At 58.1% G+C, this 26,517-nt stretch carries 40 protein-coding genes; all 40 read right to left on the reverse strand.

All coding sequences use genetic code 11. The features are described from left to right. Positions 1–619: 619 nt before the first annotated feature. Complete coding sequence (gene tyrS, locus K7R21_RS20425) at positions 620–1,831, reverse strand: tyrosine--tRNA ligase (RefSeq protein WP_224985144.1); 1,212 nt, start codon at positions 1,829–1,831, stop codon at positions 620–622. 130 nt (positions 1,832–1,961) lie between these two features. Continuing rightward, the gene (locus K7R21_RS20430; RefSeq protein WP_224985145.1) at positions 1,962–2,750 is read right to left on the reverse strand and encodes a TIGR00282 family metallophosphoesterase; all 789 of its coding nucleotides are present in this window, start codon (positions 2,748–2,750) and stop codon (positions 1,962–1,964) included. Further along, on the reverse strand, positions 2,740–4,335 hold the full coding sequence (gene rny / locus K7R21_RS20435) for a ribonuclease Y (RefSeq protein ID WP_404813680.1): 1,596 nt from the start codon (positions 4,333–4,335) through the stop codon (positions 2,740–2,742). Before rny ends, K7R21_RS20430 begins: the two co-directional genes overlap by 11 nt. A gap of 2 nt (positions 4,336–4,337) precedes the next feature. After that, positions 4,338–4,919 carry a 5-formyltetrahydrofolate cyclo-ligase gene (locus K7R21_RS20440; protein ID WP_224985147.1) on the reverse strand — a complete coding sequence of 194 codons (582 nt, stop codon included), beginning with the start codon at positions 4,917–4,919 and terminating at the stop codon, positions 4,338–4,340. Positions 4,920–5,234: 315 nt separating this feature from the next. Next, entirely contained in the window at positions 5,235–5,516 is a 282-nt protein-coding gene (locus K7R21_RS20445) for a cell division protein ZapA (protein WP_224985148.1), read from the reverse strand. 4 nt (positions 5,517–5,520) lie between these two features. After that, positions 5,521–5,697, reverse strand: a complete 177-nt coding sequence (locus tag K7R21_RS20450) for a cell division protein ZapB (RefSeq protein ID WP_224985149.1) — start codon at positions 5,695–5,697, stop codon at positions 5,521–5,523. 55 nt (positions 5,698–5,752) lie between these two features. Beyond that, positions 5,753–6,958: a signal recognition particle-docking protein FtsY gene (gene ftsY, locus K7R21_RS20455; protein ID WP_224985150.1), complete on the reverse strand. Its 1,206-nt coding sequence runs from the start codon at positions 6,956–6,958 to the stop codon at positions 5,753–5,755. Then, positions 6,958–7,317 carry a roadblock/LC7 domain-containing protein gene (locus K7R21_RS20460; RefSeq protein ID WP_224985151.1) on the reverse strand — a complete coding sequence of 120 codons (360 nt, stop codon included), beginning with the start codon at positions 7,315–7,317 and terminating at the stop codon, positions 6,958–6,960. The genes ftsY and K7R21_RS20460 overlap by 1 nt, the downstream gene beginning before the upstream one ends. Positions 7,318–7,444: 127 nt before the next feature. Continuing rightward, entirely contained in the window at positions 7,445–10,978 is a 3,534-nt protein-coding gene (smc, locus tag K7R21_RS20465; RefSeq protein ID WP_224985152.1) for a chromosome segregation protein SMC, read from the reverse strand. Between the two features lie 281 nt (positions 10,979–11,259). Then, positions 11,260–11,784, reverse strand: coding sequence for a 50S ribosomal protein L17 (rplQ, locus tag K7R21_RS20470; RefSeq protein WP_224985153.1), 525 nt, complete (start codon positions 11,782–11,784; stop codon positions 11,260–11,262). 42 nt (positions 11,785–11,826) lie between these two features. Further along, a complete protein-coding gene (locus K7R21_RS20475) occupies positions 11,827–12,846 on the reverse strand; it encodes a DNA-directed RNA polymerase subunit alpha (protein WP_129128519.1) in 1,020 nt (339 codons plus the stop codon). A 33-nt stretch (positions 12,847–12,879) separates the two neighbouring features. Beyond that, the gene (gene rpsD, locus K7R21_RS20480; protein ID WP_216500051.1) at positions 12,880–13,506 is read right to left on the reverse strand and encodes a 30S ribosomal protein S4; all 627 of its coding nucleotides are present in this window, start codon (positions 13,504–13,506) and stop codon (positions 12,880–12,882) included. A 59-nt stretch (positions 13,507–13,565) separates the two neighbouring features. Next, positions 13,566–13,961: a 30S ribosomal protein S11 gene (rpsK, locus tag K7R21_RS20485; RefSeq protein ID WP_183351003.1), complete on the reverse strand. Its 396-nt coding sequence runs from the start codon at positions 13,959–13,961 to the stop codon at positions 13,566–13,568. Between the two features lie 15 nt (positions 13,962–13,976). Then, entirely contained in the window at positions 13,977–14,345 is a 369-nt protein-coding gene (gene rpsM / locus K7R21_RS20490; RefSeq protein ID WP_183351001.1) for a 30S ribosomal protein S13, read from the reverse strand. Between the two features lie 15 nt (positions 14,346–14,360). Further along, positions 14,361–14,474, reverse strand: coding sequence for a 50S ribosomal protein L36 (rpmJ, locus tag K7R21_RS20495; RefSeq protein ID WP_012529389.1), 114 nt, complete (start codon positions 14,472–14,474; stop codon positions 14,361–14,363). 32 nt (positions 14,475–14,506) lie between these two features. Then, positions 14,507–15,253, reverse strand: a complete 747-nt coding sequence (gene map / locus K7R21_RS20500) for a type I methionyl aminopeptidase (protein ID WP_224985154.1) — start codon at positions 15,251–15,253, stop codon at positions 14,507–14,509. Next, a complete protein-coding gene (locus K7R21_RS20505) occupies positions 15,250–15,900 on the reverse strand; it encodes an adenylate kinase (protein ID WP_224985155.1) in 651 nt (216 codons plus the stop codon). Before K7R21_RS20505 ends, map begins: the two co-directional genes overlap by 4 nt. Positions 15,901–15,909: 9 nt before the next feature. Then, positions 15,910–17,217, reverse strand: coding sequence for a preprotein translocase subunit SecY (gene secY / locus K7R21_RS20510; protein ID WP_224985156.1), 1,308 nt, complete (start codon positions 17,215–17,217; stop codon positions 15,910–15,912). A gap of 2 nt (positions 17,218–17,219) precedes the next feature. Next, positions 17,220–17,660 (reverse strand): 50S ribosomal protein L15, encoded by a 441-nt coding sequence (rplO, locus tag K7R21_RS20515; RefSeq protein ID WP_224985157.1) that lies wholly within the window; start codon positions 17,658–17,660, stop codon positions 17,220–17,222. Positions 17,661–17,681: 21 nt separating this feature from the next. Then, entirely contained in the window at positions 17,682–17,858 is a 177-nt protein-coding gene (gene rpmD, locus K7R21_RS20520; protein WP_224985158.1) for a 50S ribosomal protein L30, read from the reverse strand. Positions 17,859–17,875: 17 nt separating this feature from the next. Beyond that, on the reverse strand, positions 17,876–18,364 hold the full coding sequence (rpsE, locus tag K7R21_RS20525; protein ID WP_216512491.1) for a 30S ribosomal protein S5: 489 nt from the start codon (positions 18,362–18,364) through the stop codon (positions 17,876–17,878). A gap of 21 nt (positions 18,365–18,385) precedes the next feature. Further along, complete coding sequence (gene rplR, locus K7R21_RS20530; RefSeq protein WP_216512492.1) at positions 18,386–18,754, reverse strand: 50S ribosomal protein L18; 369 nt, start codon at positions 18,752–18,754, stop codon at positions 18,386–18,388. Positions 18,755–18,775: 21 nt separating this feature from the next. Then, on the reverse strand, positions 18,776–19,315 hold the full coding sequence (rplF, locus tag K7R21_RS20535) for a 50S ribosomal protein L6 (RefSeq protein WP_224985159.1): 540 nt from the start codon (positions 19,313–19,315) through the stop codon (positions 18,776–18,778). A 25-nt stretch (positions 19,316–19,340) separates the two neighbouring features. Then, a complete protein-coding gene (gene rpsH, locus K7R21_RS20540; protein WP_224985160.1) occupies positions 19,341–19,739 on the reverse strand; it encodes a 30S ribosomal protein S8 in 399 nt (132 codons plus the stop codon). A gap of 35 nt (positions 19,740–19,774) precedes the next feature. After that, positions 19,775–19,957 (reverse strand): type Z 30S ribosomal protein S14, encoded by a 183-nt coding sequence (locus K7R21_RS20545; protein WP_183350982.1) that lies wholly within the window; start codon positions 19,955–19,957, stop codon positions 19,775–19,777. A gap of 21 nt (positions 19,958–19,978) precedes the next feature. Next, the gene (gene rplE / locus K7R21_RS20550; RefSeq protein ID WP_216500042.1) at positions 19,979–20,518 is read right to left on the reverse strand and encodes a 50S ribosomal protein L5; all 540 of its coding nucleotides are present in this window, start codon (positions 20,516–20,518) and stop codon (positions 19,979–19,981) included. Positions 20,519–20,532: 14 nt separating this feature from the next. Further along, positions 20,533–20,859: a 50S ribosomal protein L24 gene (rplX, locus tag K7R21_RS20555; RefSeq protein WP_183350978.1), complete on the reverse strand. Its 327-nt coding sequence runs from the start codon at positions 20,857–20,859 to the stop codon at positions 20,533–20,535. 22 nt (positions 20,860–20,881) lie between these two features. Then, entirely contained in the window at positions 20,882–21,250 is a 369-nt protein-coding gene (gene rplN / locus K7R21_RS20560; RefSeq protein WP_012529376.1) for a 50S ribosomal protein L14, read from the reverse strand. A gap of 21 nt (positions 21,251–21,271) precedes the next feature. Beyond that, positions 21,272–21,529 carry a 30S ribosomal protein S17 gene (gene rpsQ, locus K7R21_RS20565; RefSeq protein WP_183350975.1) on the reverse strand — a complete coding sequence of 86 codons (258 nt, stop codon included), beginning with the start codon at positions 21,527–21,529 and terminating at the stop codon, positions 21,272–21,274. A gap of 9 nt (positions 21,530–21,538) precedes the next feature. Further along, complete coding sequence (rpmC, locus tag K7R21_RS20570; RefSeq protein ID WP_183350973.1) at positions 21,539–21,727, reverse strand: 50S ribosomal protein L29; 189 nt, start codon at positions 21,725–21,727, stop codon at positions 21,539–21,541. After that, positions 21,717–22,139, reverse strand: a complete 423-nt coding sequence (gene rplP / locus K7R21_RS20575; protein WP_216512497.1) for a 50S ribosomal protein L16 — start codon at positions 22,137–22,139, stop codon at positions 21,717–21,719. The genes rpmC and rplP overlap by 11 nt, the downstream gene beginning before the upstream one ends. A gap of 18 nt (positions 22,140–22,157) precedes the next feature. Continuing rightward, complete coding sequence (rpsC, locus tag K7R21_RS20580; RefSeq protein ID WP_012529372.1) at positions 22,158–22,793, reverse strand: 30S ribosomal protein S3; 636 nt, start codon at positions 22,791–22,793, stop codon at positions 22,158–22,160. Between the two features lie 21 nt (positions 22,794–22,814). Beyond that, positions 22,815–23,150 (reverse strand): 50S ribosomal protein L22, encoded by a 336-nt coding sequence (gene rplV / locus K7R21_RS20585; RefSeq protein WP_012529371.1) that lies wholly within the window; start codon positions 23,148–23,150, stop codon positions 22,815–22,817. A gap of 20 nt (positions 23,151–23,170) precedes the next feature. Next, positions 23,171–23,452, reverse strand: coding sequence for a 30S ribosomal protein S19 (gene rpsS / locus K7R21_RS20590; RefSeq protein WP_129128539.1), 282 nt, complete (start codon positions 23,450–23,452; stop codon positions 23,171–23,173). A 26-nt stretch (positions 23,453–23,478) separates the two neighbouring features. Continuing rightward, a complete protein-coding gene (gene rplB / locus K7R21_RS20595) occupies positions 23,479–24,303 on the reverse strand; it encodes a 50S ribosomal protein L2 (protein ID WP_224985161.1) in 825 nt (274 codons plus the stop codon). Positions 24,304–24,326: 23 nt separating this feature from the next. Then, positions 24,327–24,611 carry a 50S ribosomal protein L23 gene (locus K7R21_RS20600; protein WP_199396273.1) on the reverse strand — a complete coding sequence of 95 codons (285 nt, stop codon included), beginning with the start codon at positions 24,609–24,611 and terminating at the stop codon, positions 24,327–24,329. Next, positions 24,608–25,231 (reverse strand): 50S ribosomal protein L4, encoded by a 624-nt coding sequence (rplD, locus tag K7R21_RS20605; RefSeq protein ID WP_216512499.1) that lies wholly within the window; start codon positions 25,229–25,231, stop codon positions 24,608–24,610. Before rplD ends, K7R21_RS20600 begins: the two co-directional genes overlap by 4 nt. 18 nt (positions 25,232–25,249) lie before the next feature. Further along, positions 25,250–25,885, reverse strand: a complete 636-nt coding sequence (gene rplC, locus K7R21_RS20610; protein ID WP_183350963.1) for a 50S ribosomal protein L3 — start codon at positions 25,883–25,885, stop codon at positions 25,250–25,252. 21 nt (positions 25,886–25,906) lie between these two features. After that, complete coding sequence (gene rpsJ, locus K7R21_RS20615) at positions 25,907–26,215, reverse strand: 30S ribosomal protein S10 (protein WP_012529365.1); 309 nt, start codon at positions 26,213–26,215, stop codon at positions 25,907–25,909. A 111-nt stretch (positions 26,216–26,326) separates the two neighbouring features. After that, positions 26,327–26,517: EF-Tu C-terminal domain-related protein (locus K7R21_RS20620; protein WP_449727791.1), on the reverse strand; the 191-nt coding region annotated here is incomplete at its 5' end.

Consider the following 26,517-nt stretch of genomic DNA (forward strand, 5'->3'; position numbering starts at 1 on the left):
TTAAAATGAAACCGGAAAATCCGATTCTAGTTTGAAACAACTGACTTGTTACATTTTGAAACTCGCAAATGCTGTTTCGTCTACTATTTAGTTTTCAAAGACCAAGCCGCCGTGTTGCGACAGACTCAGCACCCTACCTGAACCGTTGCCGCCTGTCAACATTTTCTTTCAAAAATTTTTCGAGGCATTTTGCAGTGGCCTGATCCAGAGATCGTGCCCGAAAGACTGTCAGAACACCGCGAGGTGCTCCTGTAGCCCTTCTTCCTGCCGGTTCTACAATTCGGTTGCAAAGAACGTCGTCACTGCGAAGCTCAACGTTATAGCAAAGGCAGTTTCGGCTGTCAATGCTTTTTTGTTGGCCGCTGCCGAACCAAAATGCCTCGTTCGTCAGCGGAGGGTGGTTATAGCAAATGACTTTGACTGCGTCAACGGGTTTGTTGTTTGTTTTTGTTAACGCGGCCGAAGATCCTGTGATGACTGAAGGATCGTTCTCAGTGAACACTGCTGCACCCGGTTGACAGGATGAGCGAACGTGGACCAGGCCAAGAGACAAACTCCAAAACAAAGGGGGCGATGCTCGCGCATCGCCCCCTCTTTATCGGTGTCGGCTTTTGAAACTTTAGGCAAAAGATACTTTGGCAAAGCGACGCTTGCCCACCTGGATGACGTACTCACCACTGCAGGCGATCTCCAGGTTCTCATCAGATATCTTCTCGCCATTGACTTTCACGCCGCCCCCCTGGATGGATCGGCGACCTTCACTGTTAGACTTCACGAGCTGCGCCTCTGCCAGGACCTTGCAGAGCAGAACCTTATCCCCTTCCGCCTTCAGTGCGAACTCGGGCATTTCGTCCGGGGTCTCGTTATTCTTGAAACGCTTGACGAAGTTCTCGTCAGCCTGGGTCGCGGCCTCGGCACCGTGATAACGGGTCACCATCTCGCGAGCCAACTGCTTCTTGGCTTCCATCGGATGCACTGCCCCGTTATTGAGGTCAACCTTCAACTGCTCGAACTCGGCCATAGTGAGGTCGCTTAACAGCTCGTAGTAACGAACCATCAGTTCATCAGAGATGGACATCACCTTGCCGTAGATCTCGTCGGCCGGTTCGTTGATGCCGATGTAGTTGCCAAGAGACTTGCTCATCTTGTTGACGCCGTCGAGACCTTCGAGAAGCGGCACGGTTATGACACACTGCGGCGCCTGCCCCCACTCCCTCTGGAGCTCACGACCGACGAGGAGGTTGAACTTCTGGTCGGTGCCGCCCAACTCCACATCGGCCTTGAGTGCAACCGAGTCGTACCCCTGAACCAGCGGATACATGAACTCGTGGATACTGATCGGCAATTGGTTCGAAAAGCGGTTGCTGAAGTCTTCGCGCTCGAGCATGCGAGCAACAGTGTACTTGGAGGCGAGACCGATCATATCCGATGCCGTCATTTTCCCGAGCCACTCCGAGTTGAAGACCACCTTAGTGAGCTTGGGATCGAGGACCTTGAATACCTGCTCTTTGTAGGTCTCCGCGTTTTTCAGCACGTCCTCGCGGGTGAGGACCTTACGGGTTTCTGATTTGCCGGTGGGGTCACCAATCATGCCAGTAAAATCACCGATGAGAAAATAAACCTCGTGGCCGAGCTTCTGGAATTGACGCATCTTGTGCAGCAGCACGGTGTGCCCCAGATGCAGGTCCGGCGCGGTCGGATCGAAACCGGCCTTGATCTTGAGCGGCACGCCGGTCTTGACGGATTTTTCGAGCTTCTCAATGAGCTCTTTCTCCACCAGGATTTCTACGGCGCCCCTCTTGATAATCTCCATCTGCTCTGCAACGGTCATCACATTCCCTCCAAATTTATTTCAGCCCCCTCCGCACAAAGCTACGGGGACCAAGCCCACGTCTGCACGAGGCTTCGGTGGCCAAACTCCACCTTCGCCATGACTATGGTGGGGCAATAACTCCTGCAACCTAGCCGCAGGCTATATTGATGCGTTCGATGTTAAGTGCGAGCCCGGTCTTTTCGTCAACTTCGATAGCAACGGCATTGATCCGGATATCCTTCTTCGCTACCTCGAACTTCGATGGGCGCTGGGTGACGAATTTCAGGATCGCCTCTTCCTTCTTCACGCCTATAACGGAATCGAAAGACCCGGTCATGCCCGCATCGGTCATATAAGCGGTGCCGGCGGTAAGGATGCGCTCGTCAGCAGTCTGCACGTGGGTATGGGTACCTATAACGGCTGCCACTCGCCCGTCCAAATACCACCCCAGCGAAACCTTCTCACTGGTGGCCTCGGCGTGGAAGTCTACAAAGACGATCGGCGTCTCTTCTTTCAACTTTGCGATCTCGCGATCGGCGCAACGAAACGGACAGTCGAGGTTGTTCATGAATACCCGGCCTTCCAAGTTCAAGATGCCGACCTTAACCCCACCGGGGGTCTTGACGATGGTGGTCCCCTTACCCGGGGTGCCCTCGGGGTAGTTGGCGGGGCGCACAATACGGTCCTCACGCTTGATGTACTCGAGCGCGTCTTTCTTGTCCCAGATATGGTTACCAGAGGTGATCATCTGGACGCCGCATTTGAAGAGGTCTTGCGCGGTCTCCTCGGTCAAGCCGAAGCCGCCGGCAGCGTTTTCCCCATTTGCAATCACCAGGTCGACCATGTGCCGATCGACGATCCGGTGCAGTTCACGGGAGAGCGCCTCCCGCCCGGGTTTGCCGATGACGTCCCCTATAAAGAGAAGCTTAACGGGCATATTCGGTTGCCCTGGTTTCTCTGATCACGTTGACCTTGATCTGGCCGGGGTAGGTCATCTCGGTTTCGATCTTCTTGGCGATGTCCTTGGCCAGAACCAGGGCGCGGTCGTCGGTCACCTGGTCGCTGGAAACCATGACGCGGATTTCGCGGCCGGCCTGGATAGCGAAAGAAGTGAGGACGCCGTCGAAGGAGGTGGCGATCCTTTCCAGGTCGTCCAGACGCTTCACGTAGGTCTCCATCATCTCGCGACGGGCACCCGGGCGGGCGCCGGAAAGCGCGTCAGCCGCCTGCACCAGGACGGCGAGAACTGTCGCCGGCTTCTCGTCTTCGTGGTGCGCCATGATGGCGTGGACAATCTTGGGGGACTCACCGTACTTCTTGGCGATATCAGCGCCGATGACGGCGTGGGAGCCTTCGATCTCGTGGTCGACCGCCTTGCCGAGGTCGTGCAGAAGACCGGCCCTCTTGGCCTGCTTCACGTTGATGCCGAGTTCCGCCGCCATGATGCCGCAGAGGAAAGCCACTTCCAGCGAGTGCTGATAGACGTTCTGGCTGTAGGAGGTGCGGTACTTCAGGCGCCCGATGAGTTTCAGGATCTCCGGATGGATGCCGTGCACGCCAAGGTCGAAGGCGGCCTGCTCGCCGGCTTCCTTCATTGCCTGCTCAATCTCTTCCTGGGATTTGGCCACCACTTCCTCGATGCGGCCGGGGTGGATCCTGCCGTCGGCGATGAGTTTCTGCAGCGACAGCTTGGCCACTTCCCTTCTGACCGGGTTGAAGCCGGAAAGGATCACCGCCTCGGGGGTGTCATCAATGATCAGGTCGATGCCAGTAGCTGCCTCGAGTGCCCTGATATTACGCCCCTCGCGGCCGATAATGCGTCCCTTCATCTCGTCGGAGGGAAGGGTCACGACGGAAACGCTGCGCTCGGCGACGTACTCACCGGCATAACGCTGCATGGCAAGAGCAAGGACTTCCTTGGCTTTCTTGTCGGCGGTCTCCCTGGCCTCTTCCTCCATTACCTTGATCAGCTTAGCGACGTCGAGCTTTGCCTCGTCTTCCATCGAGTCCATCAGGAACTTCTTGGCCTCGGCAGCCGTCATGCCCGCAATCTGCTCCAGCTTCGCCTTCTGCTCGCCCACCAGGGCATCAAGCTTCTCTTCCTTCTGGGTGAGCCCCTGCTCCTTGTTGGTCAGGGACTGCTCGCGCTGCGCGAGCCCTTGCTCTCTCTTCAGGAAGTCGGCGTCACGCTGATCGAACAGGTTGGTCTTCTTATCCAGGTTTTCTTCTTTTTGCTGCAGTCTCTTCTCAAGGGCCTGCAGGTCGCGACGCTTCTCGCGGCTCTCTTGTTCAAATTGCCTTTCAAGCTCTTCCTTTGCCTGGTACACCACATCCTTCGCCTGGACCGCAGCCTCCATGGCCACGACTTCGGCCTGTCGCTTGGCATCCTCGAGCATCTTGGCCGCAAGCGTCTCCGCATTGGTGACCAAAGAATCCGAGAGCTTCTTGCGCAGGATGTTGCCTATCACGTACCCGATAGCGGCCGCGACAAGCACCAGCAATATGGCAATAGTTATGTCGATTTTCACTGTTGCTCCCCCTCACATATATGTTTATTAACGCGAACCACCCGACTCTCGGTGACGATCAAATCCATCGTCACGTCGTGCGGCTCGCCGGCTATCTCCTGAAGCAGTTGGAAGTCGTAGCAAAACGCTACCAGCTTCCCGCTTCCTTCCAGACGGTGCAGCGACCTGTCATAGTAACCTTTACCGTAACCGATGCGACGCCCGCACAGATCAAAGGCCACTCCCGGTACCACGATGAGGTCCGCCTGCGCCGGATCATACCCTTCGCCTTGAGGTTCCGGGATTCCGTACCTGCCGGGGACGAGCTCGGCGAGAGCCTCCACCTGGCAAAACTGTAAATCGTTGCCTACTACAGCCGGATAGAGCAGTTTCTTACCGGCAGCGAGGGCCGCTACGGCGACCGCCGTGGTATCCACTTCGTGGTGGATCGGCGCGTACAGCACCAGCGACTTGGCTGCCTGATACTCGGACAGATCGAGGAACCGCTGTTGCAGGGCCAAGCTCAACGACGCCACCTGCGTCTTGGACAGCTCGCGGCGTCGAGCAAGGGTCGCGGCTCTATGGGCACGCTTGGGCATAACGCTTTAATTCCGTGTTGGTTCAGAAGGTGGACGGCAGGCCATCCTTAGAGACAGGTGCTCTGGTGGGGGAGTGCTGAGGGTGTGACGGGTGTTGCGATGACAGGTCTTGATAGAGTGGGCCGCGTTCAAATGAAGCGCCAAATTTGAACTTTATGTAAATGCAGCCATTAACCCCTGGACATGCTGCTTAACGTCTTTAGGCTACTATCAGCAAACGGGGAGAAACCACATCTCCTCGCAGGTTCTGGCAAAGCTTTGCAACCGTACAACCAATCAGCTATATGTTGAATCTCCCGCAAGAGACCTGAAACTCTAAAACTGTTGCCGGTCCAGCCGTTCAATAAGCCCCGCAACCCGCTCAGTGCAGGTGCGCTGCTCTTCTGCCAATTGCTTCCGAGCGTCCAGGCAGGCTTCCGCCAGGTTCATCAACGCCAGGATCACTACCAGTTGGGTATCGCCACCACTGACCTTGGCTTCCGCCTCCGCCAGCTTCTCGTTGACCAGAGCCTCTACTTGCGCCACGTGCTCAGGTGTCGCAACACTCTTTACCTGAAGCTCGCGCCCCAGGACCCTGATGCTGTGCGTGGCGATCAAGCGGTCAGACCCCTTCCAACTTTTTCAGAATCGCATCTATACGAGCCTTGAAACCGACCCGTTCTTCATGAAGTCGGGAGTTCTCTTTTTTCAGCCGATCGTTCTCGAGCTTCAACTCGCTCACGACATTAATTAGAGAATTTATCCGACTCTCTAGTTCATTAAACAGCTCGATACTCATTATTTCACCTTTTGCGGCAAAATCATATGCGATAAGTGCCCAAAAGTCAAGGCTATCATTGGAAAAGAGCGTCTACGAACTGGACCGGATCGAAGGCCCGGAGGTCTTCCACGGACTCCCCCACGCCAATGAATCTGATGGGGAGAGCGTATTCATGACTAACCGCTACGACGATTCCCCCCTTGGCGCTACCGTCAAGCTTGGTCAGCACCACGCCGGTGACATCGGCGGCCTCCTTGAAGAGCTTCGCCTGGGACAGGGCGTTTTGTCCGGTGGCCGCGTCAAGGACCAGCAGGGTTTCATGCGGGCCGTCCGGTATCTCGCGGGTCAGCACCCGGCGTATCTTCTTCATCTCCTCCATCAGGTTGACCTTGGTATGCATGCGGCCAGCGGTATCGATGATCAGGACATCGGTGCCGCGCGCGATGGCAGCCTTGCACGCATCGAAGACGACCGCTGAGGGATCGGCTCCTTCCTTGTGACGCACAATGTCCGTGCCCACGCGCTTGGCCCAGGTCTCGAGCTGCTCGGCTGCGGCGGCGCGGAAGGTGTCGGCCGCGGCCAAGAGTACCTTTTTACCTTCCCCGGTGTAGCGCGCGGCGAGCTTGCCGATGGTGGTAGTCTTGCCGACGCCGTTGACCCCAATGACCATGATAACGAACGGTTTCTTGTCCGTGACTACCAGCGGTGCATGGTGCTCCAAGAGGCGCACCTGGATTTCTTCCTTCAAAGCCCTCTTCAGAGCGGTGCCGTCCTGCAGTTCGTCCCGCTTGAGGCGCTGCTCAAGTGTGCGGATCAGGTCAACGGTGGTCTTGACGCCCAAGTCGGCGGTGATCAGGATTTCTTCCAACTCCTCCAGGGTGTCGGTGTCGATCTGCTTCTTGCCCAGCAACAGGGTATCGACCCTGCCGATGATGGTCTCGTGGGTCTTGCTGAGGCTGCGCTTGAGACGGTCGAAGAAGCTGGGCTTGGCCTGCTCAGTCGGTTCGGGTACCGGGACAGGCGCCGGGGCGGTGGGTTCCGTCCAGACCTGGCGTGGGGCCGGGGCGGGAGGTTCGGGGGGAGGCGTAACGACATACGGGGCGGGCGGGACCTGCGCCGGAGGCTCGGAAACGGTCGACTGCGGAGGGGCTGCAGCCTCCTCCTGCTGTTCCGCCCCCTCGGACGGCAGTTGGTCCGGAGTCTCGGCAGTCTCGTCGACACCACCGATCCCGAGTTTCTTGAAAAGACCTTTGAAAAAGCCCTTGTTTTCCTCGGCCATCAATAAATCTCCTTATGCAAAAGCTGCGCGGTGTCCCGGAACCTCTTCAAGGCCAGGAGCGGCAGGGCCGTGCGGTCCATAGTCATCACCAGGGCATAATCGTCGCCAATGCCCCCCACGATGGTGTACTGTTCGTCAGTACTGATAACAGTTTCCTGGACGGCTCCGGTGGTGAACTTCTCGTGCAGCCCCTTGAGCTGGGTGAGCAGGATGCCCCAGTGGGCGGCCGTAACCTTCATTTCGAAGGGATCGCCATGGGAAAACTGTTCGACAGCCTCCCCTTCCCAATCGGCCAAAATGGCGCCATTGCCACCAGGCACGGATTCAACCAGTGTAGTCAACAGTCTCTTGAAGGGCACGTCAAGCTCCTACGGTGAAAAATATAACAGCGCAAGTGACGGCGGTGCCCTCACTTCAGCGTCAACTTTCAGGTGACGGCAACGCCCACACCCCAGCCCCTTTCCCGGAGGGCAAGGGGTGACACGACTAGCGGTTCAGGCGCACGGAGACCAGCTTCGAGACGCCGGGCTCTTCCATGGTGACACCGTACAGGGTGTCGGCGACAGCCATGGTGGCGCGGTTGTGGGTGATGATGATGAACTGCGAGTTGGCACTCATCTCACGCACCATGTCGTTGAAGCGGCCGATGTTCGCATCGTCGAGCGGCGCATCCACCTCGTCCAGCAGACAAAACGGCGAGGGCTTGATCAGGAAGATAGAGAAAATGAGCGCTACCGCGGTAAGCGCCTTCTCTCCGCCCGACAACAGCGACACGTTCTGCAGTTTTTTGCCCGGGGGCTGGACCACGATCTCGAGACCGGTGTTGAGGAGATCCTCTTCGTCAGTCAGGCGCAACTCGGCGTGACCGCCACAGAACAGGCGCGGGAAGATCTGCTGGAACTTCTCGTTCACCATCTGGAAGGTCTCCAGGAAGCGCTTCCTGGTGGTCCGGTTGATGCGCTGGATCGCCTTCTGCAAGGCGTTCATCGATTCCTCGAGGTCATCCTTCTGGCTGGAGAGGAAGGAGAAACGTTCCTCCATCTCCTTGAACTCCTCGATGGCCATCAGGTTCACTTCGCCCATCTCGTTGATGGTTTTCTGCAGTTCCGCCTGGCGCCTGGTGCTTTCAACCTCGTCCCACTCCACCTTCGAGTAGTTGAGCAGCGCGTCGGCGATCTCCATGCGGTGCTTTTCCTTGAGGGTTTCCTCCAGGTGGGCGAGCCGCATGCTTACCTCGGTCAGGCGCAGGCTTTTCGCATTCAACTGATCCCTCACCGCGACGGCATCGGCGCGCATCCCTTTCAACAGCGCCTCTTCCTCCTGGACCTTGGCAGCTTCGGCCTCATACCTGTCCTTCACCTGCAGAAGGGCTTGCTCGCTAGCCAATTGCTGCTTGACCACAGCGCGCAGCGCCTCCTCACCTTCAGCAATCGCTGCCACAAGGCGGGTACGCTCGTCTCCGGAACCTTCCAATTCCGTGGTGCGGGACGCGATGCGGTTGGTGAGGTCGGTGCACAGCCCTTCGACACGACGCAGGGCACGCTCGGTAGACTCACCTTTCTCTCTGAGAGCGGCGACACGCACCTTCATAGAGGTGACCATCTCGCGCGCTTCTTCCATTTCGAAGCGGGATCCCTCAAGGCGCCCCTGCAGTGCCTCAACGGTTTTTTCCAGGGCCGCTTTGCGTTCTTCGGCCTGGGCCCTTTTCGCATCTGCCTGGGCCATCTCCCCAGAGACCAGTGACTGTTCTTCGGCTAACTGCTCTTCTTCCGCCTCGCGTACCACCCCGTTTTCCTCGATGCGACGGCACTCGGAGAGGGCGGTCTGCAGGTCCTTCTCGGCGTTGACGATCCGGAGATCAAGGCGATGCAGGGTCTGGCGCAGTTCGACACGGCACGTCTCGGCCTCGGCGATCTCCCCTTTCCTCTTGTCGCGCGCCGCGGCAAACTCCTGGACCTCTGCTCCGAGGCGCTCAACTTCGGCACCCAGCGCCTTGATCTCCCTCTTCTTGTGGATGATCCCCTGCTGAGCCGGCTCCGGTGAACCGCCGTTGACGATGCCGCCGCCGTGGGCGAGGTCACCTTCGAGCGTAACGAAGGTTGAGGCCGGGAATGACGCGGCGAGTTCGAGAGCGTGGTTCAGGTCATGAGCGAGGTAGGCGCCGCTAAGAAGGGGCTCCACCAGAGGGGCATGCTGCTTGGGCACGGTGACCCGCTCCCAAAGCGGGGCTGCCCCAGGCGGCGTCTCCTTGGCCTGTTGGCGCCACGGCGGTGCGGTAACGAAGCTACAGCGGCCGCCGGCACTACCCTTGAGATGTGCAACGGCATCGAGTGCGGTCGCGGAAGATTCACACAGGAGATACTGTAGGCGGTCGCCGAGGACAGCCTCCAGCGCCACCTCGAACTCCTCCTCCACCTCGAGCGCGTCCGCAATCATGGTCAGCGATGCGGTCTTGAAGGGCTCGGCAAGGAGCAGGTTGCGCACGCCCTGGCCGTACCCGGCAAACTGTGCCTCCAGCTCCTGGAGCGATTTCAGGCGTGAGGCTGCGGCGGACAGCTGGTCCCGACGCTGTTGCAGCAGCTTGTCCCCTGCTTCCTGCGCTTGCTTCAACTCGGCTTCCCGACTACCGGCCATGATCAGTTCTTCGTCTGCCTGCACCTTGTCACGGGCAAGCTGCTCGCGCTCCTGCTTCAGTGCATCGACCTTGCTGTTGGCCTCGAAGAGCCGCTCACCCAGGAGGACCCGTTCTCTCTGGCTGGCCTGTAGCCGGTCGGCAAGACCTGCCAGACGCTTCTGTGCGGCGGCGTGCTGGTTGGCAGCTTGCGCACCTTCGGAAAGAGCAGCGAACATCGCGCGGCGAGTCTCGTCCAGCTCGCGGGTTACCCCCGCCTCGCTGGCTGCCATCTCTTCCAAGAGCGACTCGCGGTATTCGAGCGACTCGCTTTCGCGGGCCAAGTCTTCCTGCAGTGAAACGCGCTGTGCCTGCAGGGTCACGATCTCTTTCTCCGAGTTGGCGAGCTGGTCCCGCAGCCCCTGGAGTTCCTCTTCGAAACGAGCCCCGTGGCGCTCCAGGTTGACCAACTCCTTGCGCTGGAACTCGAGGCGATTTTCCCCACCCTGCAGTTCGCTCTTCCACCGGAAGATCTCTTCCTGGGCAGCGGTGAGCTGTCGTTCAGTTTCCAACAGGGTGAGCCGCTTCTCCTCTATTGATAGCTCGGCGTCGTTGAGCTTGGCGGTCACGTCGACGAGTTTCGACTCGAGCTCGGAGATCTCGCGCTCCAAACCGTTACGGTCCTTCTCTACACCCGCGTACCCCTTGGCCGCAAAGAGAAGTTCGATCTCCTTAAGTTCCTGTCTGACTTCGCGGAAGCGTTCGGCTTTCTTGGCCTGGCGCTGCAACCCGTTCATCTGGCGCTTGATCTCGGATATGATGTCGCCGATGCGCAGGAGGTTCTGGCGGGTCGCCTCCATCTTCTTCATGGCGACGACCTTGCGCGCCTTGAACTTGGTGACGCCGGCGGCTTCCTCGATCAGGAAGCGTCGTTCCTCAGGCTTGGCGTGCAGAATCATGCCAATCTTGCCCTGCTCGATGATGGAGTAGGCCTTGGCGCCGATGCCGGTGTCCATGAACAACTCGGCGATGTCGAGCAGACGACAGGGGGTCTTGTTCAGGAGATAGTCGCTCTCGCCGTCGCGATAGAGGCGGCGGGTGACCTGGATCTCGGAGAAGTTCAGGTATTTGGCGGGGACGCGACCGTCCTCGGTGGAGAAGAAGAGTGAGACTTCGGCCATGCCGAGCGGCTTGCGGAACTCGGTGCCGTTGAAGATGATGTCTTCCATCGACTTGCCGCGCAGGTTCTTGGCGGATTGCTCCCCCATGACCCAGCGAATCGCGTCGACCACGTTGGACTTACCGCAACCATTGGGACCAACAACCCCGGTGATGGGCTGGTTGAAGTCCAGAACGGCCTTATCTTGAAAGGATTTGAATCCGTGGATTTCGAGTCTTTTGATCTTCATGAGCTGCGCATCTTATCAGAGAGGGGGTTTTAATGTAAAGGGGAAAGGCGGGCGGGACGGGGGACTTGCGGCGTGGGAGCACGTCGGAGCCCCTTCCCCCTCCGGGGGTGGGGACGCTATGGCTTGAGCGGCGTAGTTGTCCTGGGAGGTCGATAGCAAGGGGGGCGGAGGTCCTCGATATAGGCGGCGGCCAGTTGTGGCAACGGGCAACAGGGACGGCACAAACAGAAAAAGGGGGCGCGGTTTCCCGTGCCCCCTCTTACTTCTTAATGACGTACGGCCTACGCCTCGGTCTTTTCCTCAGCTGCCGGAGCCTCTTCTACTACCGGTGCTGCCTCAGCTACCGGAGCTTCTTCAACCGGAGCGGCCTCGACTGCCGGAGCAGCCTTCGGTGCCTTGGCTGCTTTCGGAGCCTTGGCAGCCGGCTTGGCGGCTTTCTTCGGAGTCATTTCAGCTTCGACCAGCTCGATCACGGACACCGGAGCGGTGTCGCCCGGACGGATGCCGAGCTTGATGATCCTGGTGTAGCCACCGGGACGATCGGCGTAACGCGGTGCGATCTCGGTGAAAAGCTTGGTCACGACTTTCTTGTCGCGGATGTAGGCCGCTGCCTGCCTGGTGGCATGAAGGTCGCCCCTCTTGCCCAGGGTGATCATCTTCTCGGCGATGGAGCGGAGCTCTTTTGCCTTGGCATCGGTCGTGGTGATCTTTTCGTGCTGGAGAAAGGAAGTCACCATGTTCCTGAACATAGCGATCCTATGGCTTGTGGTCCTACCTAATCTTCTACCCGCGCTGTTGTGACGCATATCTTTTCACTTCCTTTCGATCTATAAATGAAGTCGTATGGACTATTCTTCTTTCTGCTCGCCGCGCAGGCGCCTCATGATCTCGGGATCCGGGAAGTTTTCCAGTTTCATGCCGAGGGTGAGGCCCATGTCGACCAGGATGTCCTTGATTTCGTTCAGCGATTTCCTGCCGAAGTTCTGGGTCTTCAGCATCTCTGCCTCGGTCCTGGAGACCAGTTCGCCGATCAGCTTGATGCCGGCGTTCTTCAGGCAGTTGGCGGAGCGAACCGAGAGCTCGAGCTCGTCGACCGAGCGGTAGAGGTTCTCGTTGAAGCGCTCGCGCTCCTCTTCCGGCTCCGCCTCCTCCTGGGGCTCCACGTCCTCGTCAAAGTTGATGAAGATGGAGAGCTGGTCCTTGAGGATCTTGGAAGCGTAGGCCACCGCGTCCTGCGGTTTGACGCTGCCGTCGGTCCAGACTTCGATAGTAAGCTTGTCGTAGTCGGTGATCTGACCCACGCGAGCGTTGGTGACGGTGAAGTTCACCTTGTGAATCGGGGAGAAGATCGCGTCGATCGGGATAGTCCCGACCGGTGCCTTCTCGTCACGGTTGCGGTCAGCCGGGACGTAACCCTTGCCGACTTTCACCATGAGGTCCATCTCCAGGTTGGCGTCCTTGGAGCAGGTTGCGATGTGATGTTCCGGGTTCAGGATCTCGACGTTGTTGTCGGTGATGATATCCTTCGCCTTGACCACCCCTTCACCCTTCTGCACGATCCGGATCATCCGGGACTCGTTGCCGTGCACCTTGAGGCGCACCCCTTTCAGGTTGAGGATGATATCCGTCATGTCCTCGGTAACGCCCGGGACAGCGGAGAATTCGTGCAGCACGCCCTTGGCCTTAACGGAAACGATTGCCGCCCCCTGCAGGCTGGAGATGAGGACCCTACGCAGCCCCGTTCCCAGGGTGGTACCGAACCCCCTTTCGAAAGGCTCGGCGTAGAACTTGCCGTATGTATTAGTCAGCGATTCTGTCTCAACCTGAAGCTTCTTCGGCCTGATCAGATCGCGCCAATTTCTATACATTTAGATCCCCCTGTATCGGATGTTGGTCAGCCTTTACTTGGAGTAGAGCTCGACGATCAACTGCTCCTGAATCGGCATGGTGATGTCTTCGCGTACCGGGCTGGTCTTCACGGTGCCCTTGAAAGCATCCTTGTCCAGTTCGAGCCACTGCGGGATACCGCGGCGAACCACGGCCTCGAGGGACTCACCGATCACGGCGATCTTGCGGCTCTTCTCACGCAGCTGGATCACATCGCCCGCCTTCACTTGGATGGAGGGGATGTTAGCCTTACGCCCGTTGAGGGTGAAGTGGCTGTGACGCACCAGCTGACGTGCCTCGTCGCGCGAAGCAGCGAAACCGAGACGGTAGACGACGTTGTCGAGCCTTCTCTCCAGGAGGAAGAGGAGGTTTTCGCCGGTCACACCTTTCATCCGGTCTGCGGTCTCGAAGTACCCGCGGAACTGGTTCTCAAGGATGCCGTAGATACGACGTACCTTCTGTTTTTCGCGCAGCTGAACACCGTAATCAGAAACTTTTATGCGACCCTGCCCGTGCTGTCCCGGCGGATAGCTCCTTCTCTTGATGGCGCATTTGTCGGTGTAGCAACGCTCGCCTTTAAGAAAAAGTTCCGATCCTTCGCGCCTGCACAGCCTGCATGAGGGCCCTGTATACCTAGCCAATGAAGACCTCCTATGATCCTAACTGATAGTTCCGTAACGCCAGGTCCGTCGATACGGTCCTAGACTCTTCTTCTCTTCGGGGGACGGCAGCCGTTGTGCGGAATCGGCGTTACGTCGCGGATGAAGCTAACGGCGAAGCCGGCAGCCTGCAGTGCGCGCAGCGCGGACTCGCGGCCGGAGCCGGGGCCCTTCACGTACACTTCGATGGTGCGCATGCCATGCTCCTGGGCCTTCTTGGCAGCATCCTCGGCAGCCATCTGGGCTGCGAACGGGGTGCTCTTCCTAGAGCCTTTGAAGCCCTTGGCACCGGAGGTGCACCAGGCAACCACGTTACCGACCGGGTCGGTGATGGTGATCATGGTATTGTTGAACGTAGCCTGAATGTGCGCCACGCCAGTGGGAATATTCTTTCTCTCTTTTTTCTTCTTAACGACCTTCTTAGCCGGGCTCGCCATTATCCCTCCAGAATCTTATTTCTTCTTGCCAGCGACCGTACGAGCCGGCCCTTTCCTGGTGCGTGCATTGGTCTTGGTACGCTGCCCGCGGCAGGGAAGACCTTTCCTGTGACGAAGACCGCGATAGCAGCCGAGATCCATGAGGCGCTTGATGCTCATGGAAATGTCGCGGCGCAGGTCGCCTTCGACCTTCACGTTCTTATCGATATACTCCCTGATCTTGGAGACTTCCGCCTCGGTCAGGTTGTCACAACGGGTGTTCATGTCAACACCGGTTGCCGTAAGAATTTCCTGGGAGAGAGACCTGCCGATGCCGTAGATGTAGGTCAGTGCGATCTCTATTCTCTTATTCCTGGGTAAATCTACCCCTGCGATACGTGCCAATGCCAGCTCCTCCTATTAGCCCTGTCTCTGTGAATGCTTGGGGGTCTCGCAGATGACGCGGACTATGCCCTTGCGCTTGACAATCTTGCACTTTACACAGATCTTCTTAACCGATGCCCGAACCTTCATAGTTCACTTCCTTTTGAAGACGTTTTGCCAATCTAGATTTTCGTAAGTATCAGCGGACCGTTGTCCGTTATTGCTACCGTGTGCTCGAAGTGCGCCGAGAGTCCGCCGTCGACCGTCACCGCCGTCCAGCCGTCCTCCAGCACCTTCACATCGTAACCCTTCTCGTTGATCATCGGCTCGATGGCGAGCACCATGCCGCTTTTCAGCTTGGGGCCCTTGCCGGGAACACCGAAGTTGGGGATCTGCGGCCCCTCGTGCAACTCCTTACCGATGCCGTGCCCCACGAAGTCGCGCACTACGGAAAAGCCGCGCGCCTCGACGTGGGACTGGACCGCGTGAGCGATGTCGGACAACCGGTGCGCGGTGTCGGCGACGTCGATGGCGCGGTAAAGCGACTCCTCGGTGGCCTTGATCAGCCTGGCAGCAACCTCGGAAACCTTGCCTACCGGAACCGTGATGGCTGAGTCGCCGTAGAAGCCATTGTGCAGGACGCCGAAGTCGAGGCTGACGATGTCACCGTCCACCAGGGCGCGCTGCGTGGCGAAACCGTGTACCACCTGCTCGTTCACCGAGCAACAAAGCGAAAAGGGGAAGCCGCTGTAACCCTTGAAGGCTGGCTTCGCCTTCCTCTTCAGCGTTTCCCTCTCGGCGTATGCGTCCAACTGTGCCAGGGTTACCCCCGGTGCCACCATCTCTCTCAGGCCGGCGAGTACTTCGGCGACCATCCTGCCGGCAGCCGCCATCTTCTCGATCTCGGCCCGGGATTTGAGTACTATCACCGTTCGCCCTGCAGTACGGCCACGATCTCGGCCTGGATCCCTTCCACGCTCCCGAGACCGTTGACCGAACGGAGCAGCCCCGCGGTCTGGTAGTAGGAGATCAGCGGAGAGGTCTGCGCCTCGTACACCGCAAGCCGGTTCAAGATGGTTTCTTCCTTGTCGTCCTCGCGCTGGAACAGCTCACCGCCACATGCGTCGCATATCCCTGCAACCTTGGACGGAGCGAAGTCGACATGGTAGCCGGCGCCGCACTTGGAGCAGGCGCGCCTGCCGGTGAGACGCTTCAGGAGCTCGGCTTTGTCCACGGAGAGGGAAACCACGTGGTCTATCTTCTTGCCGATACCGGAGAGCACCTGGGAAAGCGCGTCGGCCTGGGGCACGGTGCGCGGGAAGCCGTCCAGAATAAAACCCTTCTGGCAGTCCGGCTGCGCCAGGCGCTCTTCCACGATCCCAATAACGACCTCGTCGGGAACCAGCGCGCCGGAGTCCATAAACCCCTTCGCCTTGATCCCCATCGGAGTGAGCTCTTTAACGGCAGCCCGCAGTATATCGCCTGTCGATATCTGCGGGATACCAAACCTGTCTATGAGAAGTTTCGCCTGGGTCCCCTTGCCTACGCCAGGGGGTCCAAGGAGGATGAGGTTCATCGGGGCCTCCTATTTTCTACCCTGGATGCGAACGCCTTTCATGAACCCTTCGTAGCTGCGCGTGATCAGGTGCGCCTCGATCTGGGACAAGGTGTCCATGCCGACGCCGACCGCGATCAGCAACGAGGTGCCACCGAAATAAAAGGGAAGGTTGAATTTCCCGATCAGGATCGAGGGAAGCACACAGACCGCGGAGATGTAAATGGCACCCGCGAAGGTCAGCTTGGTGAGCACCGCGTCCAGAAAGTCAGAGGTCTCCTTGCCGGGACGAATCCCGGGCACGTAACCGCCCTGCTTCTTGACGTTATCGGCGACATCAACCGGGTTGAAAGTCACAGCCGTGTAGAAATAGCAAAAAAAGACGATAAAGGCAACAAATAAAATCTCGTAGAGCAACTTTCCGGGAGCCAGCTGCTTAGATGCCGCCTGCACCCAGGGAATGTCGATGAAGTTACCGACCGTGGCCGGGAACATGATGATCGACGAGGCGAAGATCGGCGGGATGACGCCGGCCATGTTCACCTTGAGCGGCAGGTGCGAACTCTGCGCCCCGACCGTCTTCAGCCCCACCACGCGCTTGGCGTAGTGGATCGGGATCCTGCGCTGGCCGCGCTCCATGAACACCACCGCGGCGATGACCAGGAACATAACGGCAAGCACCAGCAGCAGCACGAACAGGGAGAGCTCACCGGTCTTGATCAGGCGGAAGCTGTTCCCGATAGCGTTCGGGATGCGGGCCACGATGCCTGCGAAGATGATCAGGGAGATGCCGTTGCCAATCCCCTTCTCGGACATCTGCTCGCCCAGCCACATGATGAAGGCGGTACCCGCGGTCAGCGTGATCACCGTCATCAGGCGGAAGCTCCAGCCCGGGTTCGGGACGACCAGCTCGCCAGCCGGTCCGCGCATTGCCTCAAGACCGATTGAGATGCCGAAGGACTGCACCACCGACAGCACCACGGTGCCGTAGCGGGTGTACTGGATGATCTTCTTCCTGCCGGCGTCGCCCTCCTTGGAGAGCTTCTCGATGGCAGGAACCACCACGGTCAGGAGCTGGAAGATGATGGAGGAGGAGATGTACGGCATGATGCCGAGGGCAAAGACGGTGAGCTTCTCGAGAGCCCCGCCAGAGAACATGTCGAACATACCGAGCAGCGTACCCTGGGCAGCCTTGAAGAACTGCGAGAGGGCCTGGGCGTCGATGCCCGGAGTAGGGATGTGACACCCTACCCGGTAGACGGCCAGCATGGCCAGCGAAAAGAGAACCTTCTTTTTAAGCTCGGGAATCTTGAAAATGTTCTGGAAGGCTTCTATCAAGACTAAATCTCCTCGATGGAACCACCTGCCGCAGTGATTTTTTCGCGAGCGGAGGCGCTGAATTTGTGAGCCTTGATGGTCAGAGCCCGGGTCAGTTCGCCGGTGCCGAGCACCTTGATGCCGTCGCGGATGCCGGAGATCAGGCCGCTCTGCAGTAGCGCCTCGGCGTCCACCACGCTGCCTGCCTCGAAGATCTCGAGCTGGCACAGGTTCACCAGTGCATACTCCTTTTTGGAGAGCGGGGTGAAGCCGCGCTTGGGAAGCCTTCTGTGCATCGGCATCTGGCCGCCCTCGAAGCCGGGCTTAACGGAGCCGCCGGAGCGTGCCTTCTGGCCCTTGTGACCCTTGGTCGCGGTCTTGCCGTGGCCGGAGCCGGTGCCCCTGCCAATGCGCTTTCTATTCTTGGTCGACCCGATGGCCGGTTTGATGGTATTCAATTGCATGATTGTCACCTTTAGGGGGAATTACTCTTCGACGCGTACCAGGTGGGAAACCTTGGCGATCATCCCACGAATTTCCGGGGTGTCCTGCAGGACCACGGTCTTCTCACGCTTGGTGAGCCCCATGCCGAGCAGGCGGCCCTTCATTTTCTCGGTTTGACCGATGCCGCTCTTCACGAGCGTAACCTTCAGTTCAGACATGTTCTGCTCCTTAAGTACTATTCGGTGATGCCGCGGCGCGCCATCAGCTCTTCCGCAGTCTTCAGCTGGGCAAGACCGGCGAAAGCCGCCTTGACCACATTGTGCGGGTTGTTGGAGCCCAGGCACTTAGCGAGGATGTTGTGCAGACCCGCGGACTCGAAGACCGCGCGGGCAGCACCGCCGGCGATAACACCGGTACCTGCGGAGGCGGGCATCATGAGCACCTTGCCTGCGCCGAAGTGGCCCAGGATCTCGAAGGGGATGGTCTGGCCGGCAACGATGGGAACCTTGATCAGGTTCTTCTTGGCCTGCTCGACGCCCTTGCGGATTGCCTCGGGTACCTCGTTGGCTTTGCCCAGGCCGTAGCCTACCACGCCGTTACCGTCGCCTACCACCACGAGAGCGGAGAAGCTGAACCTGCGGCCACCCTTGACCACCTTGGCTACGCGGCTGATATGGACGACCCTATCGGTAAGATTCATTTCACTGGCATTGATCTTAAGCAAACTAATTCCTCCTTACCTGCCCTAGAAGGACAGACCGTTTTCGCGTGCGGCTTCAGCCAGAGCTTTGATCCTACCGTGGTAGAGGAAACCGTTACGGTCGAAGACGACCGCTTTGATGTCCTTTTCGAGGGCCCTCTTGGCGATGGCGGCGCCAACCTTGGCGGCTGCCTCGATGTTGCCGGTGTACGAAAGCCCTTCGGCTACCTCGCCCACCAAGGTGGAGGCGGATGCGAGCGTCGCACCGGTGGTATCGTCGATCAGCTGAGCGTATATGTGACGAGCACTCTTGAAGACGTTCAGTCTCGGGCGAGCCGGCGAACCGGTAATTTTCTTCCTGACCCTGGTCTGTCTCTTAAGACGAGCTACCTGTTTTTGGGCTAAAGAACTCAAGGCACTTCTCCTTAGCAATTGCTATTTTTTGCCGGTTTTGCCGGCTTTTCTCAGAATGGTTTCGTCAGCGTACTTGATACCTTTGCCCTTGTAGGGCTCCGGACCACGGAAATCACGGATCTTGGCGGCGGTCTGCCCCACCAGCTCCTTGTCGATCCCCAGCACCTTCAGCTTGGTCATCTTGTCCACTTCGACGGTGATCCCCGCCGGAAGCTCGAAGTTGATCGGGTGCGAGTAGCCGAGGGCCAGGTTGAGCACGTTGCCCTTCACCTCGGCGCGGTAACCGACGCCGTTGATCTCGAGCGCGGTCTCGAAGCCTTTGGAGACACCGACGACCATGTTGTTGATCAGGGTCCTGGTCAGGCCGTGGGCCGAGCGGGACTTGATGGTGTCGTCGTTACGGGTTACGGTGATGGCATCGCCGGTCACGTCGATGGTGACGCCACCGCCGAGAACGCGGGCGAGTTTCCCTTTCGGGCCCTCTACCTTGATCTCCGGCGCGTTGTATATGACTTTCACCCCCGCAGGGATCGCGATGGGAAGTTTTCCTATTCTAGACATGCAAAGCTCCTTAAAGCGAAAATGACTACCAGACCGTGCAAAGGACTTCGCCGCCGATGCCCAGTTCGCGTGCGGTCTTGTCGGTTACCAGCCCCTTGGAAGTCGAGAGGATGGCGACGCCCAGTCCGTTTTTCACCTGCTTGATCTTGTCGGAGTGGACATAGACCCGGCCGCCCGGCTTGCTGATCCTCTTGATCTCGTTGATGACCGGTTCCTTCTCATCAATGAACTTGAGGTATACCCGCAGAATCCCCTGCTTGCTGTCGGCGATGACCTTGAAGTTCTTGATGAAGCCTTCGGTGCGCAGCACCGTGGCGAGGCTCACCTTGAGGTTCGACGAAGGGATGTCAACTTTCTGGTGTTTTGCCATACCAGCGTTCCTGATTCTGGTCAGCATGTCGGCAACTGGATCTGTCATGCACATATGAAACTACTCCTCTTTCCTAAATCGGAATCTTTTTACCAACTGGACTTTATCACACCGGGGATCTGGCCGGAGTTAGAGAACTTCCTCAGGCAGATCCTGCACATATCGAATTTCCGGTAGTATGCTCTAGGACGACCGCAAACGGCGCAGCGATTGCGCTCGCGTACCTTGTACTTGGCCCTCTGAGCTTTTATGATCATAGATGTCTTAGCCACGGAATTCCTCCAAAACCTGTATTAGTTCCTGAACGGCAGGCCCATAAGCTTGAGAAGCGCCTTGCCCTCAGCGTCGGTCTTTGCCGTGGTCACGATCGTGATGTTGAGACCCTTGATCTTGTCGACCTTGTCGTAGTCGATCTCGGGGAAGATCAGCTGCTCCTTGATGCCCAGGGAGTAGTTACCCTTGCCGTCGAAGCCCTTGCCGTTGATCCCCTTGAAGTCACGCACGCGCGGCAGCGAGACGCTGATCAGGCGGTCGAGGAACTCGTACATCTTCTCGCGACGCAGCGTCACCGAGCAGCCGATCGGCATGCCCTGGCGCAGCTTGAAGCCCGCGATGGACTTCTTTGCTTTCGTGATCACGGGCTTCTGGCCCGCGATGGCGCCCAGTTCCTCGGCGGCCGAATCCAGGATCTTGACGTTCTGGATTGCTTCGCCCAGGCCCATGTTCAGCACGATTTTCACGAGCTTGGGGACTTCCATGATGTTTTCGTAGTTATGGTCCTTCATCAGTTGCGGGACCATCTCTTTATTGTAAAGCTCAGCCAGCCGTGCCATTGAATCCTCCAAAACTATTTGTCAAAGGACTCGCCGCATTTGACACAGCAGCGCGCCTTTTTTCCGTCTTCCAGAACGGTGGTCCTGGTCCTTACAGGCTTGTTGCACTTCCCGCAGAGCAGCATCACGTTGGAAATGTGCACCGGTGCTTCCTTCTCCAGGATGCCCCCCTGCTCGGAACCGCGGGGCTTCACGTGGCGCTTCACCACGTTGATCCCCTCGACGATCACGCCGTCCTTCTTCGGATGGATGGAGAGCACCTTGCCGCTCTTGGAACGATCCTTACCCGTGGTGATAACGACGGTATCGTTTTTCTTTACATGTAATTTTTTGCCCAGCATCTCTATTCTCCAGGATCTAGTCTTAAAGTACCTCGGGGGCGAGGGATATGATCTTCATGAACTTCTTGGCGCGAAGTTCCCTGGCGACCGGTCCGAAGATACGAGTGCCGACCGGCTCCTTGGCGTTGTTGATGACCACGCCGGAGTTGGTGTCGAAACGGATGTAGGAGCCGTCCGGACGCCCCACAGCCTTAGCGGTACGCACCACGACAGCCTTCACCACGTCGCCCTTCTTCACCTTCGAATTGGGGAGAGCTTCCTTGACGGAAGCGACGATGATGTCGCCAATCCCGGCGTAACGGCGCTTGGAACCGCCGAGCACTTTAATGCAAAAGAGCTTCTTCGCGCCGGAGTTGTCCGCCACGTCCAATAGTGTCTGCATCTGAATCATTGTTTAACTCCCGGCGAGCCCTTAAGCCTTGGACTCGATAATCTGTCTGATCTTCCAGCGCTTGTCCTTGGAAAGCGGACGGGTTTCCACGATAAGAACACGGTCGCCGATCTTGGCGGAGTTGTCGATATCGTGCGCCTTGTACTTGGCGGAGCGCTTGATGTATTTGTTGTAGACGGGGTGCTTCACCAGGCGGTCGACCTTAACCACTGCGGTCTTGTCCATCTTGTCCGAGACGACCACGCCGATCTGAGTTTTTCTGTTGCCTCTTTCGCTCATATCTATCTCTTAGCCTCTCTTTTCGCGGAGTATGGTCTTCACGCGGGCGATGTCTTTTCTGAGGTTCGCCACCTTGGCGGTGTTCTCAAGACGCCCGGTGTGAAGCTGAAACTTCACGTTGAAGAGTTCCTTGGTAAGCTCGGCGCTCTTGGTCTCAAGCTCTGCTGCCGTCGCGTTTTTAAGTTCGTTAGCCTTCATTGATTTCCGCCCTCGTGATGAACTTGGTGGCTACGGGGAGCTTGTGCGCCGCAAGCCGGAATGCCTCGCGCGCCACTTCCTCGCTGACCCCTTCCATTTCGTACAGGACGCGGCCAGGCTTGATGACGCAGACCCAGGAATCCGGGGAGCCTTTCCCCTTGCCCATACGGGTCTCGGCGGGTTTCGCCGTGAGCGGTTTGTCCGGGAAGATACGGATCCAGATCTTGCCGCCCCTCTTGATGTAACGGGTCATGGCGATACGGGCGGCCTCGATCTGGCGGGAATCCAGCCAGCCGCACTCGGTTGCCTGCAGACCGAAATCACCGAACGCAAGCTCGACGCCGCGCTGGAGGGTGCCGGTCATGCGCCCTTTCATCTGTTTTCTATGCTTAACTTTCTTGGGCATTAACATCGCAAAAAACTCCTGTTCCTATTTTTTAGCGGAGAGCACTTCACCCTTGAAGAGGAGCACTTTTACGCCGATGATACCGTAGGTGGTCTTCGCCTCGGCGAAACCGTAGTCGATGTCCGCGCGCAGCGTGTGCAGCGGCACCCGACCTTCGCGGTACCATTCGGTCCTCGACATCTCTGCCCCACCCAGACGGCCGGAGCAAGTGATCCTGATCCCCTTGGCGCCGAACTTGAGCGTCGAGGTGACGCTCTTCTTCATGGCGCGGCGGAAGGCGATACGGCGCTCCAGCTGCATGGCCACGTTCTCGGCGACGAGCTGGGCGTCCAGCTCCGGCTTCCTGACTTCCTGTATGTTAAGGTAGACCTCTTTGTCGGTGAGCTTGGCCAGCTCCTTCTTCAAAGTCTCGACCTCGGAGCCCTTCTTGCCGATGATCAGGCCCGGACGTGCGGTGAAGATGTTGATCTTCGCTTTGCCCGCAGCGCGCTCGATCTCGATCTTGGAGACGCCGGAATGATACAGCCTTTTCTTAAGGAAATTGCGCAGCTTCAGGTCTTCGTGAAGAAGCTTCGCATAATCTTTTTCCGCGTACCATTTGGAATCCCAGGTTTTGATAACCCCGAGCCTGAAACCTATAGGATTTACTTTCTGACCCAAAACATCACCTCCGACCCGTTCTTATTTCTTTTCCGCAAGGACCACGGTAATGTGGCTCGTCGGTTTTCTGATCTTGCTAGCCCGGCCCATGGCGCGGGGGGTGAAGCGCTTAAGTACCGCGCCGCCGTCGACGAAAATCGTCTTGACGAAGAGCTTGTCCACATCGGAGCAACCCTTCTGCTCGGCGTTGGCAACAGCCGAGGAAAGGAGCTTCGAGATAAGCTTCGCCGACGGTTGCGGCGAGAAACGCAGGGTGTTCAGCGCAGTCTGAATGCCCTTGCCCCTGACGAGGTCCACGACCAGGCGTGTTTTCCTCGGGGAGAGGCGGACAGAGGATAATTTAGCGGATGATTCCATTACAAAACTCCTTTAGGACCTTACTTCTTCTTGAGCTTGCTCTTCTTGTCAGCAGCGTGGCCGTAGAAGGTTCTGGTAGGTGAGAACTCGCCCATCTTGTGGCCGACCATGTTCTCAGTGACGAACACAGGGATGAACTTCTTGCCGTTGTGCACCGCGAAGGTGAGCCCGATGAAATCCGGGGTGATGGTCGAGCGACGCGACCAGGTCTTGATCACCTTCTTGCTGCCGGCCTGTTCTGCCTGGGCTTTCGCTTCCAGATGTGCGTCAACGAAAGGCCCCTTCTTTATAGATCTTGCCATCTTTTAAAATCCTCTATCCAGATGAGTTATTTGCTGCGCTTCTTCACGATGAAGGCGGTGGACCGCTTGTTGGTGCGCGTCTTGTAGCCCTTGGTGGGGATACCCCACGGGGTTACCGGGTGACGACCACCGGAGGTCCTGCCCTCGCCACCGCCGTGCGGGTGGTCGACCGGGTTCATCGCGACGCCCCTTACGTGGGGGCGAACGCCGAGCCAACGGGAACGACCGGCTTTGCCGATGGAGACGTTCTCGTGATCCACGTTACCCACCTGGCCGATGGTAGCCTTGCAGTCCATGAGGATCATGCGGACTTCCGAGGAGGGGAGCTTCACCTGGGCGTACTTCCCTTCCTTGGACATGAGCTGCGCGAAGGTACCGGCGGAACGGGCCAACTGGGCCCCCTTACCGATCTTCAGCTCGATGTTGTGGATGATGGTACCCAGCGGGATGCACCTGATGGGGAGCGCGTTGCCCGGCTTGATGTCGGCCTGCTCGCTGGAGATAACGCTATCACCAACTTTCAGGGAGAGCGGAGCCAGGATGTAGCGCTTCTCGCCGTCGGCGTAGTTCAGCAGCGCAATACGCGCGCTGCGGCACGGATCGTACTCGATCGAGGCGACTTTGGCCGGGATGTCGATCTTGTCACGACGGAAGTCGATGATCCTGTATTTCTGCTTGTGACCGCCACCGACGTTCCTGGAGGTAACGCGGCCGTTCGAGTTCCTGCCGCCGCTCTTCTTGAGGTTCTCGACGAGAGATTTCTCAGGCTTGCAGGCGGTGATCTCCTCGAAGGTCGAGCAGGTCTGCGCCCTTCTACCCGGAGAAGTAGGTTTGTAAGTTTTTATAGCCATTATCTAAATCCCCACACAGTTTTTTATGCTTCGAAGAAATCGACGTTGGAACCCTCGGTGAGGGTCACGTACGCCTTCTTCCAGTTGGAGCGCTTGCCGATACCCTTCGCAGTGCGCTTGGTCTTGCCGGCCACGTTAACCGTGTTCACAGCATCCACCTTGGCGTTGAAGAGCTTCTCGACGGCAGCCTTGATCTCGATCTTGTTGGCGGCACCGTTCACCACGAAAGCGATGACGTTTTTGTCGTCCTTCTCTACCGTGGTCTTCTCAGTGATGAGCGGTTTCTTTATGACGTCATAGATGTTCATGACTGTAATGCTCCTTCAACACGACGAACGGCGGCCTCGGTAAAGACGACGCTCTGGTATTTCATGATGTCGAAAATGTTGAGACCTTCCGGGCCCAGCACCTTGACGTTTTTCACATTGCGGGCGGAAAGCTCCAAAACAAGATTCGCAGTATCTGTGATAACGAGCGTCTTGTCAAGGTTAAAAGCATTTAGTACCTCTACAAATGCCTTTGTCTTGATAGAAGGAAGCTCAAAGCTGTTCAGTACAGTGATCGCCTCTTTCTTATAGAGCATGGAGAGTGCGCTTCTGAGAGCGGCTTTCCTCGCCTTCTTGTTCATGGAGAGGTTGTAGGTTTTCGGCTGCGGCCCGAAAGCCACGCCGCCGCCCGGATACTGGGGCGCCCTGGCGCAACCCTGACGGGCCTGGCCGGTGCCTTTCTGCTTGAACGGCTTCTTGCCGGAACCGGAAACCGCGGCGCGGTTCTTGACCGCTACGGTACCCTGCCTGCGGTTAGCGAGCTGGATCTTGACGGCCTCGTGGATCAGGTACTCGCGCACGTCGTCGTTGAAGACGGCGTCGGAGACTTCGATCTCACCGACCTTTGCTTTTTTGATGTCAAATACGTCTAACTTTGCCATGTCTATCTCCAGCCCCCGTTATCTCGTCGCCTTGACGGAGTCCTTGATCAGGACCACGCCGTTGGCGGAACCGGGGATCGCTCCACCGAGCAGAATCAGATTGTCAGCAGCGTCCACGCGCACAACTTTCAGGCGCTGCACGGTCACCTTCTCGTTACCGAGCTGGCCCGGCATCTTCTTGTTCTTGAAAACCCTGGAGGGGGTCGCGGAGCAGCCGATGGAGCCCGGAGCGCGGTGGAAACGGGAGCCGTGGCTCGACCGACCGCCTTTGAAGCCCCAACGCTTGATAACGCCGGCGAAACCCTTACCGATGGAGGTGCCGGTCACGTCAACCAAGTCGCCCTCTGCGAACACACCGGCTTCGATCACGTCGCCCACGTTGTATGCGCTGGTGTCGTCCATGCGCAGTTCGCGGTAGGTGGTGAACACGCCAGCGCCAGCGCCCTTGCAGTGGCCCACCTGGGCCGCGTTGGCCTTGGAGGCGTCCTTCGCACCGAAACCGACCTGGATGGCGCTGTAGCCGTCCTTCTCAACGGTCTTCTTCTGCAGGACGACGCACGGCCCAGCCTCGACGACGGTCACGGCGATGCGCCTGCCGTCCTCGGCAAATATCTGGGTCATGCCCAGTTTTTTCCCAATCAATCCCTTATTCATGGTCGACTTCCTATCCTTGTATTAAAGCTTGATCTCGACGTCCACACCAGCGGAGAGGTCGAGTTTCATCAGAGCGTCGACAGTCTGCTGAGTCGGCTCGAGAATGTCGATCAGGCGCTTATGGGTCCTGATTTCGAACTGCTCGCGCGACTTCTTGTCGACGTGCGGTCCACGCAGCACGCAGTACTTGTTGATGACGGTCGGCAGCGGAATCGGGCCGGCAACGCGTGCGCCGGTCCTCTTAGCGGTGTCGACGATCTCGCCAACGGAAGTATCAAGGAGCTTGTGGTCGTATGCTTTCAAGCGGATTCTAATTTTCTGACTAGGCATCTCTTCCTCGTGATGAAACAAGTTTTTCAGTTTACAGCCGAAGATTTCCGGGAGGGACACTCGTCGTGCCCGCCCGGAAACCCGGACTGAAAACCGTATGTTTTTCTATTCTTACTCGATGATGGAGGCGACGACCCCTGCACCGACGGTACGGCCGCCTTCGCGGATAGCGAAACGCAGACCTTCGTCCATTGCGATCGGGGTGATCAGGTTCACGGTTACCGAGACGTTGTCGCCCGGCATAACCATCTCGACACCGGCCTCGAGGTCAACCACGCCGGTAACGTCGGTGGTCCTGAAGT

This window comes from Geomonas agri, from assembly GCF_020179605.1.
Classification (GTDB): domain Bacteria; phylum Desulfobacterota; class Desulfuromonadia; order Geobacterales; family Geobacteraceae; genus Geomonas; species Geomonas agri.